This is a genomic window from Hymenobacter setariae (assembly GCF_007713685.1).
Classification (GTDB): Bacteria; Bacteroidota; Bacteroidia; order Cytophagales; family Hymenobacteraceae; genus Hymenobacter; species Hymenobacter setariae.
Window position 1 is genome coordinate 432960 of record NZ_VMRJ01000001.1, and the last position, 13659, is coordinate 446618.

12 protein-coding genes are annotated in these 13659 nt (G+C 55.8%); 5 read left to right on the forward strand and 7 right to left on the reverse strand.

Features of this window, described 5'->3' with window-relative positions:
• Window positions 1-75 precede the first annotated feature (75 nt).
• Window positions 76-972: a LysR family transcriptional regulator gene (locus FNT36_RS01820; RefSeq protein WP_144843492.1), complete on the forward strand. Its 897-nt coding sequence runs from the start codon at window positions 76-78 to the stop codon at window positions 970-972.
• A gap of 45 nt (window positions 973-1017) precedes the next feature.
• On the opposite strand, the gene FNT36_RS01825 is transcribed toward FNT36_RS01820, so the two are convergent.
• From FNT36_RS01825 to FNT36_RS01835, 3 genes are all read right to left on the reverse strand, one after another.
• Entirely contained in the window at window positions 1018-1284 is a 267-nt protein-coding gene (locus tag FNT36_RS01825; RefSeq protein WP_144843495.1) for a barstar family protein, read from the reverse strand.
• 381 nt (window positions 1285-1665) lie between these two features.
• Window positions 1666-2148 (reverse strand): hypothetical protein, encoded by a 483-nt coding sequence (locus FNT36_RS01830; protein ID WP_233635602.1) that lies wholly within the window; start codon window positions 2146-2148, stop codon window positions 1666-1668.
• 233 nt (window positions 2149-2381) lie between these two features.
• Window positions 2382-4193, reverse strand: coding sequence for an ABC transporter ATP-binding protein (locus tag FNT36_RS01835; RefSeq protein WP_144843501.1), 1812 nt, complete (start codon window positions 4191-4193; stop codon window positions 2382-2384).
• 162 nt (window positions 4194-4355) lie between these two features.
• Here FNT36_RS01835 and FNT36_RS01840 point away from each other — a divergent pair, with 162 nt between their 5' ends.
• A complete protein-coding gene (locus tag FNT36_RS01840; RefSeq protein ID WP_144843504.1) occupies window positions 4356-4646 on the forward strand; it encodes a hypothetical protein in 291 nt (96 codons plus the stop codon).
• Between the two features lie 47 nt (window positions 4647-4693).
• Complete coding sequence (locus FNT36_RS01845) at window positions 4694-5368, forward strand: porin family protein (RefSeq protein ID WP_144843508.1); 675 nt, start codon at window positions 4694-4696, stop codon at window positions 5366-5368.
• A gap of 137 nt (window positions 5369-5505) precedes the next feature.
• Here FNT36_RS01845 and FNT36_RS01850 read toward each other — a convergent pair whose 3' ends face one another.
• On the reverse strand, window positions 5506-5943 hold the full coding sequence (locus FNT36_RS01850; protein WP_144843511.1) for a hypothetical protein: 438 nt from the start codon (window positions 5941-5943) through the stop codon (window positions 5506-5508).
• 387 nt (window positions 5944-6330) lie between these two features.
• The gene (locus tag FNT36_RS25305) at window positions 6331-6498 is read right to left on the reverse strand and encodes a hypothetical protein (protein WP_233635603.1); all 168 of its coding nucleotides are present in this window, start codon (window positions 6496-6498) and stop codon (window positions 6331-6333) included.
• A 350-nt stretch (window positions 6499-6848) separates the two neighbouring features.
• On the opposite strand from FNT36_RS25305, the gene FNT36_RS01855 reads away from it, so the two are divergent.
• Window positions 6849-8348, forward strand: coding sequence for a dihydrolipoamide acetyltransferase family protein (locus FNT36_RS01855; protein WP_144843514.1), 1500 nt, complete (start codon window positions 6849-6851; stop codon window positions 8346-8348).
• A 136-nt stretch (window positions 8349-8484) separates the two neighbouring features.
• The gene (locus FNT36_RS01860; RefSeq protein ID WP_144843517.1) at window positions 8485-8700 is read left to right on the forward strand and encodes a hypothetical protein; all 216 of its coding nucleotides are present in this window, start codon (window positions 8485-8487) and stop codon (window positions 8698-8700) included.
• Between the two features lie 23 nt (window positions 8701-8723).
• On the opposite strand, the gene FNT36_RS01865 is transcribed toward FNT36_RS01860, so the two are convergent.
• Window positions 8724-10856, reverse strand: coding sequence for a S9 family peptidase (locus FNT36_RS01865; RefSeq protein ID WP_394348932.1), 2133 nt, complete (start codon window positions 10854-10856; stop codon window positions 8724-8726).
• A 171-nt stretch (window positions 10857-11027) separates the two neighbouring features.
• A complete protein-coding gene (locus tag FNT36_RS01870; protein ID WP_144843520.1) occupies window positions 11028-13658 on the reverse strand; it encodes a valine--tRNA ligase in 2631 nt (876 codons plus the stop codon).
• Window position 13659 lies beyond the last annotated feature (1 nt).

The window sequence follows — 13659 nt, forward strand, 5'->3', positions numbered from 1 at the left end:
TTAGCGCTCGGCCTAGGGCATTGTCCAATATCAGTTTGTGATAAGGCTGATAAGTATTTCTTATTACCTTAGCGCATGGAATTTCGACAGTTACGGTACTTTACTGCGGTGGCCACGGAGCTGCATTTTGGCCGGGCTGCCGATAAGCTGTGCGTTTCGCAACCCGCGCTCAGCCAGCAAATTCAGCTGCTGGAAAAGGAGCTTCAGGTGGCGCTGTTCGACCAACACCAGCGCCAGCGCCAGCGGCGGGTGGTGCTCACGGCAGCCGGAGCGGTATTTTTAGCCGAAGCCCAGCGCCTACTGCAATTGCACCAAGAGGCCATCGAGGCGGTGCGGCTCGCGGGGGCCCAGCCGCAGACCCTAGGCCTAGGTTACTATCAGCTATTGCGGCCCGAGCGCCTGGCGGGCATCATGCAGTGCTTTGCCCAGAACTGCCCCGAGGTGCAGTTTCAGCTGCACGAGTTTCCTAATTACCAGGCGGTACAACACGCCCTGGCCGCTGGCCGCATCGCCGTGGGCCTCACCATGCTACCGCTGCTGCACCCAGCTCTCACGGCGCGGACCTTTGGACAGGGTGAACTAGTAGTGGCCCTGCCCGCTACGCACCCGCTGGCCGCAGCCGAGGCGGTGCTGCTAGAGCAGCTGGCGCACGAGAAATGGGTGGAAATCAGCCGCAACCTGCACCCGGTCTACGACGAGATTGAGCAGCTCTGCCAGCGCGCCGGCTTTAGCCGGCAGGGCGCCATTATGCAAGAAGCTTCGTCGCTGGAGCTGCTCGGCCACTTCGTGGGCCTAGGTATCGGCGTGGCCTTCGTACCGTCTTTCTTTGACATGGGGACAATGCCACGGGTTGTCACGCGCCCGCTGCGGGTGGCCAATGGCTCGTCCGTGACGCTTACGCAGTGCGTAGCCTTTCAAGACGCTCAGTCGGTTGGGCCGCTCTTGCAGGCGCTAGCCCAGTGTTGCCTATAGTATAATATCACCTAGGAAGCGACTTGCGAGGCTCCCTAGGTCCACTCAAGAAGCCAGTACGATACGCTTAGTGGGCATTTCCTCGGCATAGTCATGGATGATTTGCCGCAGTATCTGCATATCCTTAGGGCAAGCCTCAGCAAATTCCTGCCAGTTCAGCAGTACTACTTCATCCGGCATCTCCACCACTGCGATAATGGCGTCCCACAGCGCATCCCAGCTCGGGCCGTACCAGTCGGGAAACCCTAGATGCTGCTTGAATGCCTGATGAATAGCAACCTTGGTATTGATGCCTGCTAGGTCGATTGTCATAGTATTTCTAGATTTATATTCACCACTTTTCGTATAACTAGCTAAAACTCAAACAAATTATGTAGCTACTATCAGATATAAGAAGATACATCAAACATATTCCTTCTATCTTCAACTGAATGAAGGGGGAATTGCTCCATATTCCAGGGAGCTCTTTTGACCTTATTTGAATAAAAAGCGCAGCGAACTGTTTCGTAAGTTTGCATTTCAATACAAACAGAATTTATATTAAGATCGTAGCATTGAGAATAAGTTGAGTGAGCAGGATTAGGAAACGAATCCTTATATATTTTATTATAAGGAGGCTCAAAATACTTAATCAAAGCGGCCTCTGTGAAATTAATTCTTTGCTGCTCATTGACTCCCTCATAATTCAAAGTATTATATACCTCTTTGAATCTTATTGAATCTTATTGAATCTTCTTCAAGCTCTTGGTCAGTAAATTTAGTTCTGCCATCAAACAACATTAAGTTAATTTGTTCGAAAGAAGCCAAGGCAAGCCATATCTCACTATCAGGATTATTTATAATAGCTTCTGAATAAATGTTTTGTAAAGTAGAATGGCTTTTTAATCTATCAGGAGCTGTTCTTGCACCATCCACACCATACGACTGGCCTATATAAAGAACTTCTAAATCAAGGAATTCCCTATCCTGAGTAAATGGCATTGACTGCAGAAATACAGCAGCTTTAGCCTTGAGTTCAATTTGACCATTAACTATTATTTCAAAAGCATTATAAGGGTATTTAGTATCTATTCTCAAATCAGGAGAATACCAATGATTAGGAATTACTACTTTAAGAGAATCAAATTTATCCTCTCTTTGAATCTTAAATTCAAAATGCAGATAACCATTCTGCATAAAAAAACCACTTTTATCTATAGAGATTCTTGGCCGCCTGCAAACAAAATATATATGACATGGTGAGTCTGGCGTAAAATAATCCAGGTCATTAACTGAACCTAGGTCTGACTGCTGTATTATCATCATTCTATCTAGATTCATATTTATTGCGAACTCGGTTGGAAGGCTACGCGACATAAGACACTCGTTTGATTATCAATGGTAAATATAGCTACTTATAGTTATCCATTTCACAGCGCCGTATCCAGCACCTCGTCGCCATCGTCGGCCATGGTCTTGGCCAATTTCTCAATATTAAGACTACGTGCCGAGGCGTCGAAAATCTCGCGGTAGGTGCCGCGCTTTTCGTAGAGTTGCAGGTGGGTGCCGCTTTCCACCATTTCGCCTTTTTTCATCACGTAGATGCAGTCCGAATCCACGATTTGGGCGAGGCTGTGGGAGATGATGACCACCGTGCGGCCCTGTTTGATGGCGTCGAGGCTGTTTTTAATTTGCTCGGTGGCGATGGCATCGAGGCTAGCGGTGGGCTCGTCGAGGAAGATGATGGGCGGGTTTTTGAGGAACAGCCGGGCGATGGCGATGCGCTGCTGCTGCCCGCCGCTTAGCTGCTGGGCATCACTTTGGTAGCCCCTAGGCAGGTCTAGTATCTGGTCGTGGAGGTAAGCTTGGCGGGCGGCGGCTTCAATCTCGGCCTGGGTGGCGGCGAAATTACCGTAGCGGATATTTTCCTCGATGGTACCCTTGAAAATGTGGTTTTTCTGGAGCACCAGCCCAATTTGCTGGCGCAGGGCGTGGGTGTCATACTCACTCAAGGGCTGGCCGTCGAGCAGCACGGTACCGCCGTTGGGGCGGTAGAACTCGCAGAGCAGGTTGATAATTGTGCTTTTGCCCGCGCCGCTGAGGCCCACGAGCGCGGTGGTTTTGCCGGCTTCGATGGTCATGCTCACATCGTGCAGGGCGGCCGTGCCGCTGGGGTAGGTAAAATCGACATGGCGCAGCTCGAAGCGGCCGTAGAGGTGCGCTGGGCGCAACGGGCCGGGGCGCTCGGTCTGGTCGTCGGCGTCGAGGATGGCGAAGAAGCCTTCGGCGTAGGTCAGCGCCTCGTTCATCTCATCGTAGATGCGGTGCAGTTGCCGGATGGGCGCTGACACGTTGTTGAATAAAAGTATGTGGAACATTATCGCCCCAATACTAATCTGCCCATCCAACACGAGGTAAGCCGTGAGTACGATGATGGCCACCACCCCTATTTGCTCCACGAAGGTCTTAAGGCCATCATAGCGGAAGTTGGTTCTGCGCGTCGAGAGTTGGGCTTCCTCCAGCCGGTCTTGCACCGCTAGTTGCTTGTCGCCCTCGTAGGCTTCGCGGACGAAGCTCTTTATCACCACGATGCTATCGATGATGCTGATAAGGCCGTGGTTTTTCTCCTCTCGCAGGCTACGCAGGTTGCGGCGAGTGCCGTTGAGGCGGTCGGCCTGCCGGTAACTCAGCCAGAAGTACACGGGCAGCACGGCTAGCGCTACCATACCGACCCACTTATTGGCAAAAAACATGACGACCAGCGCCACGATGGCATTGGCGAAGAGCGGGAGAATGTCGATAAAGAAGTTCTGCACCAGCTTCATCAAACTCTCCACACCGCGGTCAATGCGGGTTTGCAGCTTGCCAGTCTGGTTGCCACCCTCCGAAAAAAAGCCCAATTCGTACCCTAGGATTTTGGTAACCGCCGCCTCGGCCAGTGCCCCCGACACGCTAATGCGGATTTTCTCGCCGTAATACTTTTGCCCAAAGGTGATACCGGTGTTAATCAACTCCTTGCCGAGCAGCAAGCCGCTCACCCACAGCAGCATGTGCCAACCTTCGGCCAGGCCCTGGCCTCGGTTGAGCAAGCCCTGCACCGTGTCCACGGTGTAGCGCAGCACAAACGGGTTGACCTGCGCGGCCAGCGAGCCCACCAGCGTGAGCAGCAACGTACTAATAACCAGCGAGCGGTAGGGCCGCACGAAGGGCAGCAGACGCCGAATAATTTGCCAAAGGCTCATGGGCACGCGGGGCGAGGGTGAGCCGGTTAGACGGGCGCGCTAACCAGCAGGTTTCTGCCCTAGGTATACTAATTGGCACGTGCTTGGAGTTAGGAGCAGCGTAGCAGGGCGCTACCGCTGGCTTGGTCAGCTGCTTTTCTCTCCTTTCATTCTGCTCTTGTTATGTTACGGACTGCCCTCTTCATCAGCGGTATCATCGGCTTGCTAGCCACTGCCGCCGTAGCCGCTCCTACCGAAAGCGCCTCGACTACCTGGCGTGGCCGGGGCTTTCGGCGCCACCGCCCCAGCCAGGGCGACTACGTGCCGGTATACGCCACCTACCGCTACCACAGCCGCGAGCAGCGGGGCTTGTTTAGCTTTTTGCACCGTGGCAACCCGGCCGCCCGGCACCACAGCAAAAAGCCACTTAAGCACGGGCCTAGTGGCCGTAAACATACCACGGGGCTATTTTAAGACAGCAATTTTTCATCCACTCCTGGCATTTATTCGTAAGGCAAGTCATGAAAAAACTACTTTTTAGCACTGCTGCTGTTGCGTTGGCAGTAGCGGCTGCGGCCCCGACCGCTCATGCCCAATCGGTTCGCTTTGGCCTCAAGGCTGGTGCCAACCTCTCGAACCTTTCGGGTGACCTCGTGCAGCAGGACCAATACAAAAACCGCTTTGGCTTTCAGGGCGGCGCCATTCTTAACCTAGGGCTGGTGGCCGATGACTTTCTAGCTCTTCAGCTCGAAGCATTGTACTCGCAGAAGGGTTTCAAGTATGCCGACCAGCAGTACACGTTTGCTAACAACACCATCCGCAACACGGGCAACGTGCGCTACGATTACCTTGATATTCCCTTGTTGCTACGCCTTAAGACGGGCGGCATATTTTTCGAAGCGGGCCCCCAGTATAGCTACTTGCTGAATATCAGCAACAACCGCACCCAGACCCTGAACGGCAATACCGTAAGTTCTGTCAGCTCACAGACTTCTGACCTCGACCGGGTGAAGCGTAGCGAGTTGGGCTACGCCGCAGGCCTAGGCTTCCAGTCTGAGTCTGGCTTCCTAGTCGGGCTGCGCTACAATGGCGCCTTTACCGATTTTGCCAAGGAAGGCTACAGCAACAATGATTTCCGCAATGCCCGCAACTCCGCCTTTCAGGCCTATGTGGGCTTCATGCTCGGCGGCAAATAGATTGCGGAATAGATTTCACAGGATACGCCTGCGGCAGGCTGACTAAGGCTAAGCTTGAATAGATTAGGCCGCCTAGGTTATAAAAAAGAAAAGGCCACTCCTACTCAGGAGTGGCCTTTTTTGTGTGGCAAACAAGCTTAGCTGGCGGTCGAGTTAGCTTTCACTTTTATTTTGCCATCCTTGGCTTTCAGCTTACCGTCTTGCATACCGTGACCGTGGTGGCGGCGGTTGGCGGCTAGGGTGGTGTACTTAGCAAACTGGTCGGGCGTCAGTACTTGCTTGAGTTGGTCGTCGTACTTGGCGCGGTTGGCCTGCATTTGCTCGCGGGTGGGGCGGGCGCTGGCGTCAGCGCGCAGGGCCTGCATCTCCTGGGCGCGGGCCGCCATAATCTGCTCTACTTTAGCCGACTGGTCGGCACTTAGACTCAGCTCTTTGCTGAGACGCTTGGCTTGGTGGCCGGCCATTTCCTGGGGCGAGCGGCGGGGGTGGTCGCCTTTTTGGGGCGGGGTGGTTTGAGCGGCTGCGCTAAAAGAGATGGCAACAACGGCGAGCAGGGGCAACAAGAACTTTTTCACGAAAAAAGATTACTAAGAAGTGGAAGAATGGAGTTAAAACTGCGAGTAGGTATTTAGCAACACGTTTCTATGCAAGAAATTGGCAAACAATCATTTGCATCAGCTACGCATTACTTATCGCTGCTTGACCCGACTTATGCAAACCCCTGGCCGAAAATGACCGACGCGGAAAAACTACGGGCGTATACCCGTGATATCCCGACTAACTGCCCAATTTTCCAGACCTAACCCCCGCCAACTTCTCCCTTCGCCATTCCTAGGTTTTACTGTGGCCCTGCTGCCAAGCCAAATGCCCCTCGGCTAGCGGCAGCGCTAGCCGAGGGGCATTTGGGTAATCACCTTGCAATAAATACCTTATGTACAAGGCTATGTGCTAGCAACCGGCATTCAGATGCGTAGCAACACCTGTAGCTGGCAGCCCGGTAGAGGCTGCGGCAGCACCCGCACCGGCAACTGCGACACCGATACGGTGCCCCAAATGGGGGCCGACGTTGCCGAGGTGTGCCATACTACTGGGGATGACCAGTGTGGATACGATGGTAAATCTGTTTTCATAGATGGGCGGAATAGAAGTAATACCGCTCGACACATTGCACCATAGCGCTGATTTATAGCACAAAGCCGAGACAACGCACAAAGCAACAACAAGTGCTGATGCTATCCAATACCCACAAGTAGGTATTTATAAAGATTAGTCAGCTACCGCGATGAATATCCTCTTTATCATCTAGCGCATAAGCGTTTAATAATGCTGCTGCTCAGCTAGCATCCCGCGGTAACGCAAGGTAGCAGTCGTCGTAGGGGCCACGCCAACCTTGGCATATCAAACCCGGTTCACTTTACGGCTACCTTTGTGGCCACAAGCTCCCTCCCACTCTACTCTCTTAATCCCCCCGACCTTTTTTATGGCCCGAGTGGAAATGACGATGCCCAAGATGGGCGAATCCATCATGGAAGGCACCGTACTCAAATGGCTCAAGCAAGTTGGCGATGCCATCGAGCAAGACGAATCGGTGCTAGAAGTAGCTACTGACAAAGTAGATACCGAAGTACCCGCCCTGCACGCCGGCACCCTGGCCGAAATACTGGTGCAAGAAGGCGAAGTAGTGGCCGTAGGCGCCCCCATTGCGCGCATCGAAACGGACGCCAGCGCCGCAGCCCCCTCGCCGTTGGAGGAAAACAACGACCTGGAAGAAGCCAGCGCTAACCCGCCCGTAGCCGACCCCGACAATATTCCGCCGCTGCCCACGGCGCCTCCCGGCCCCGCCGATGTGCCCTACCTGCCCAGCCCTGGCTCTCCGGTGGGGGTGCCCGCCCCAGCAGCTCCTGCCTCCGACGAGCACCCCGTGCAGGCCGGCCGCTTTTACTCGCCACTAGTGCTCAGCATCGCCCGCGAAGAAGGCGTGAGCATGAGCGACCTAGAGCGCCTGCCCGGCACCGGCCAGGAAGGCCGCGTGACTAAAAAAGATATTCTGGACTATGTGGCTGCTGGTAAAAAGCCCTTGGTGCCAACAGCCGCCCCAGCTCCAGCGCCCGCTCCTGCTTCAGCAGCTCCTGTGCCTCCCGCACCAGTTGCAGAGGCGCCCGCCCCGCCGGCGCCCGCGGCCCGTCCCAAGAACCAAGAGCCCACACCGCAGCCAGCCGCCAAGCCCCAGGCACCTAGCCCCGCTGCTAAGCCCGCCCCCTTGGTATCGGGCAACCAGGAGCTGGTGGAGATGGACCGCATGCGCAAAATGATTGCGCAACGCATGGTTGACTCCAAGCGCATCTCGCCGCACGTGACAAGCTTCGTGGAAGCCGACGTGACCGAGCTGGTGCACTGGCGCAACAAGCACAAGGACGCCTACAAGAAGCGCACCGGCGAAAACCTGACCTTTACGCCGCTCTTTGTGTGGGCTGTGGCCCGTGCCATTCAGGATTTCCCGGCCATCAACGTGTCGGTCGATGGCGACTACATCATTAAGAAGCGCGACATCAATGTAGGCGTGGCCGTGGCGCTGCCGTCGGGCAACCTCATCGTGCCGGTCATTCACAACGCCGACCAGCTCAACCTGAACGGCCTGACCAAGAAGGTGAATGACCTAGCTAACCGCGCCCGCCAAAACAAGCTCACCCCCGCTGACCTAGAGGGCGGCACCTACACGCTGAGCAACGTGGGCTCGTTTGGCAACGTCATGGGCACGCCCATCATCATGCAGCCGCAGGTAGCCATCATGGCCGTGGGTGCCATCAAGAAAAAGCCCGCCGTAATCGAAACGCCCCAGGGTGACCTCATTGGCGTGCGGCACTTTATGTTCTTGAGCCACAGCTACGACCACCGCGTAGTCGATGGCTCCCTAGGTGGCCTGTTTGTGCGTAAAGTGGCCGACTACCTCGAGCAGTTCGACCCAAACACGACGATTTAACTTCTCAAAAAAGGCTCCATAAACGTCTGTCATGCTGAGCCTGCGAAGCATCTTTTCACGCTAGGTTATCTCAACCATGAAAAGATGCTTCGCAGGCTCAGCATGACAGACGTTTTTGATGCGGCCTCAATTATTCATGAAAAATATCCTTTTTATCGCAGCTCTGGTCGTCTCCCTAGGTCTCATTGGGTTTCTCTACCAGCGCCTCAGCGCTACGGAGGCCGCGCTGAAAGAAGCGCAGCAGCACTTCAATGACTGCCAACAAGTCACCTTTCAGCTTCAAAACCAGCTGAGTGCCGACGAAAAAAACGCGGAGGCCCAAGGGACCACCGCGCCTTCCGTTATAAAGTAAGTCGGAGTAATCTCCGCTTTACTCTATGATTTTTCACCTAGCAAAAGCAGCATAAACGCATATTGCCGCGCTACATCGTGCAGGGCCTTGAAGCGGCCTGACGCGCCGCCATGGCCCGCCTCCATGTCGGTGTGCATGAGCAACAGGTTCTTATCGGTCTTGGTAGCGCGCAGCTTGGCCACCCACTTAGCCGGCTCAAAGTACTGCACCTGCGAGTCGTGCAAGCCAGTAGTAACGAGCATATTAGGGTAAGCCTGCGCCTTCACGTTATCGTAGGGCGAGTACGAGAGCATGTAGTCGTAGTATTGCTTTTGGGCAGGGTTGCCCCATTGGTCGTACTCGCCGGTAGTGAGCGGAATGCTCTCATCCGACATGGTTGTAACCACGTCTACAAACGGCACGGCCGCGATAACACCTTTGTAGAGGTCGGGGCGCATGTTCACGACCGCACCCATCAGCAAGCCGCCGGCGCTGCCACCCATAGCGAAAAGCTTGGCAGGCGAGGTGTATTTCTGCTTAACTAGATACTCCGAGCAATCGATAAAATCGTTGAACGAGTTGATTTTGTGCAGCATGCGGCCATCCTCAAACCACTGGCGGCCCAGTTCCTGCCCGCCCCGGATATTGCAGAGCACGTAGGCAAAGCCGCGGTCGAGCAAACTCAGGCGCGCAGCCGAAAAGGTGGGGTCCATCGATGCGCCGTAGGAGCCGTAGGCGTATTGAAGCACCGGGCTGTTGCCGTCCTTCTTAAAGCCTTTTTTGTAAACGATAGACACAGGAATAGACTTGCCATCCCGCGCCTTCACCATGAGGCGCTCTTCGGTGTAATTGCTCTTGTTGAAGCCACCTAGGACCGGCTGCTCCTTCAGCAGCGTCTGCTGGTGAGTGGCCATATTATAGTCGTAGGTCGAAGTCGGCGTAGTAAACGACGTATAGTTGAAGCGTAGCTGCTGGGTGTCAAATTCTGGATTAGCACCAATGCTCGACGTATAAGCTACTTCATTGAACTTCAAATACTCATCCTTTTTATCCTGCCACCGAATCACGCGCAGTTGCAGCAGGCCGTCCTTGCGCTCATTCAGCACGAGGTAGTCTTTAAACAGCTCCATGCCGGCAATGAACGCTTCGGAGCGGGCCGGAATTACGTCCTTCCACGCTGTCTTGGCCGTGTTGGTCAGCGGTGTGCTCACGATGCGGAAGTTCGGCGCCTGGTAGTTGGTACGCACGTAGAACTGCCCGTTGGCATCTTCCACCTCGTACAGATGGTCGGTTTCGCGGGGCAAAAACACCTTGAATTCGCCGGCCGGCTTGCTCGCATCGAGGTAGCGCACTTCCGAGGAGAGCGAGCTAGTGAGCGAGATTTGCAAGTATTTCTTTGACTTGCTGCGGCTGATGTGCGTGTAAAAAGTATTGTCTTTTTCCTCGTACACCAGTGCATCCTGCTTCGGGTCGGTACCTAGGGTGTGGCGGTATATCTGGTAAGGCAAGAGCGTGTTCACGTCCTTTTTGGCGTAAAAGAACGTCTTATTATCGGCTGCCCACACGCCAGCTCCCTCCACGTTAGCAATCTCCTCTGGGTATAAGGTACCGGTTTTCAGGTTTTTGAAGCGCACTGTGTAAAGGCGGCGGCTCACAATGTCGGTGCTGTAAGCCAGCAGCTCATTATTATCGCTCACCTCATAGCCCCCAATGGCGAAGTAGGTGTGCCCCTTACCCATCTCATTGCCATTGAGCAGAATTTCTTCCGGCGCCTGCTGGCTGCCCTTTTTGCGGCAGTAGAGCGGGTACTCACCGCCCGTTTCGTAGCGGGTGTAGTAGTAGTAGCCATTGTCGCGGTAGGGCACCGACTGGTCGGTTTCCTTAATGCGGCCGCGCATTTCCTGAAACAGCTTCTCCTCTAGGCCCTTCACGGGCGCCATCTGCTGGTCGAAGTAGGAATTTTCGGCCCGGAGGTAGTCGAGCACCTGCGGGTTTTCGCGCTCGTTGAGCCAGTAGTAGTTATCAGTGCGCGTGCCGTTGGGCGACACGAGCTGCTTGGCCTTGATGGTGGCCACCGGTGGTTGGGGCATAGTCGTGGTAGTAGTGGCCTGTGCCTGCGCGGCGAGGGTCGCCAGCGTACCTAGGCAGCCCAGCCAAAGAGTAGGTAGTACGTCCATGGGCAGAATCAAAGTTGGTAAGCCCAAATAAACGACTATTAATTCGTTCTTACGTCTTATTTTTTACTTTTGAGCTCTCACTATAAAAGGGCTAGACTCAAAGCAAATATCCCCATCACACAGCGCCTGGGCCTGTATGATGGGGATACTCCGTTAAGAAGCATGCTTAGGTTACAGGGCACCTAGGGCCTGCTCCAGCGCCGTGATTTTGCTTTCGGCGTCGGCCAGCTTTTGGCGCTCGCGCTCCAGCACGTCGGGCTTGGCGTTGGCCACGAACTTCTCGTTGCCTAGCTTTTTATTCACCGAGTCGCGGAAGCCTTTTGCGTATTCCAGCTCCTTTTCGACGCGGGCGCGCTCGGCGGCGGGGTCTACCTGTATGTCGAGCGGCACAAAAAACTCGGTGCTGCCCTGCACGAAGCCCACGGCGCTGGCCGGCGCTTCGCTCACAAACGACAAGTCGCTGAGGTTAGCCAGCTTGCTGATGAGACTGGCGTAAACTTGCACCTCGGCAGGGGCGTCCGTTTTCACGGCTAGGTCCACCTGCTTGGTGGGGCCGATGTTCTTCTGGTTGCGCACGTTGCGCACGCCAGCCACGATGGCGAGGGTGCGCTCCATTTCGGCCAGCGTGGTGGCGCTGTCGGCGGGCGCAGTGGCTTTGGGCCAGTGCGCTACGCACACGTAGTCTTTGGGGCCGCGCTCGGCCAGCTCGTGCCACAGCTCTTCGGTGATGAAGGGCATGAACGGGTGCAGCAGCTTGAGCAGCGTTTCCAAGAAGCCCACGGTGGCGCGCAGCGTTTCGGCATCGATGGGGTGCTGATAAGCGGGCTTCACCATTTCGAGGTAGTACGAGCAGAAGTCGTCCCACACCAACTTGTACACCGTCAGCAGCGCATCGCTGATGCGGAACTTGTCGAAGTGCTCATCAATGACCACGATGGCCTCGGCCAACTTTGCCTCAAACCACTTCACGGCCTGCGCGTTGGCAAAGGGCAGGTTGCTGTCGGCTTCCCAGCCTTTCACTAAGCGGAAGGCGTTCCAGAGCTTGTTGTTGAAATTGCGGCCCTGATGAATCAGCTTCTCGTCGTAGAGCAGGTCGTTGCCGGCCGGGGCTGAGAACAGCAGGCCGGTACGCACACCATCGGCGCCGAAGTCGCGGATGAGGTCGAGCGGGTCGGGCGAGTTACCGAGTTGCTTACTCATCTTGCGGCCCTGCGCATCGCGCACAATACCAGTCAGGTATACGTTGCGGAACGGGATTTCCTTGCGGAATTCCAGCCCGGCCATAATCATACGGGCAATCCAGAAAAAGAGGATGTCCGGCCCCGTCACCAAGTCGTTGGTGGGGTAGAAATAATTGATGTCGGCGTTGTCCGGGTCTTCGAAGCCATCGAACACCGAGATGGGCCACAGCCACGACGAAAACCAAGTATCGAGCACGTCCTCATCTTGGCGCAGGTCGCTGGCTTGCAAGTCGTGGTTGCCACTTTGCTCGCGGGCCAGCCCTAGGGCCTCCTCCGTCGTGAGGGCCACCACAAACGAGCCATCGGGCAGGTAGTAGGCCGGAATGCGCTGCCCCCACCACAGCTGGCGCGAGATGCACCAGTCGCGCACGTTTTCCATCCACACCCGATAGGTGTTCTTGAACTTGGGCGGGTGCAGCTTGATGGTGTCGTTCTCCACGACTTCGAGCGCGGGCTTGGCCAGGTGCTCCATTTTCAGGAACCACTGCAAGCTGAGCTTAGGCTCAATCACGGCCCCGGTGCGCTCCGAGGTTTGCACGATGCTGGCGTACTCCTCGATTTTATCGAGCAGCCCAGCTTCCTGCAAATCGGCTACGATGTTGCGGCGGGCCGCAAACCGGTCCTGGCCTACGTACAGCTCGGCCTTCTCATTCAGCGTGCCGTCGTCGGCCAGGATATCGAGCACCGGCAGGTTGTGCCGCAGGCCGATTTCATAGTCGTTGAGGTCGTGCGCCGGGGTTACTTTCAGCGCGCCCGTGCCGAAATCTACGGCCACGTAGTCGTCCTGAATAACCGGAATTTCGCGACCTAGGAGTGGAATGCGCACGCGCTGCCCGGCCAGGTCTTGGTAGCGCGGGTCGGTGGGGTTCACAGCTACGGCCACGTCGGCCATGATGGTTTCGGGGCGCGAGGTAGCCACCGTGAGGAAGCGGCCGGGCTGGCCCACTACCTCGTAGCGCAGGTGGTACATCTTGGCCATCGTGTCCTTCGGAATCACTTCCTCATCGGAGATGGCGGTGCCGCCGCGCGGGTCCCAGTTTACCATGCGCACACCGCGGTAAATCAGACCCTTGCGGTACAAGTCCACGAACACGCGCAGCACGGCCTCGGTCAGCTTGGGCTCCATCGTGAAGCGCGTGCGGCTCCAGTCGCAGGAGGCGCCGAGCTGCTTGAGCTGCTCCAGGATGATGCCGCCGTACTTGTCTTTCCAAGCAAAGGCGTGCTCCAGGAACTGCTCGCGGCTAATATCTTTCTTCTCGATACCCTGCTCCTTGAGCATAGCCACTACCTTGGCCTCGGTGGCGATGCTGGCGTGGTCGGTACCAGGCACCCAGCAAGCTTCCTTGCCCTGCATGCGGGCACGGCGCACCAGCACGTCCTGAATGGTATTGTTGAGCATGTGGCCCATGTGCAGCACGCCCGTCACGTTGGGCGGCGGAATCACGATGGTGTAGGGCTGCTTGCGAGGGTTGACGGTGGCTTTGAAAAAGCCCTGCTCCTGCCAGCGCTGGTACCATTTGGCTTCAACGTCGGCGGGCGAATAGGTTTTGGCGAGAGACATA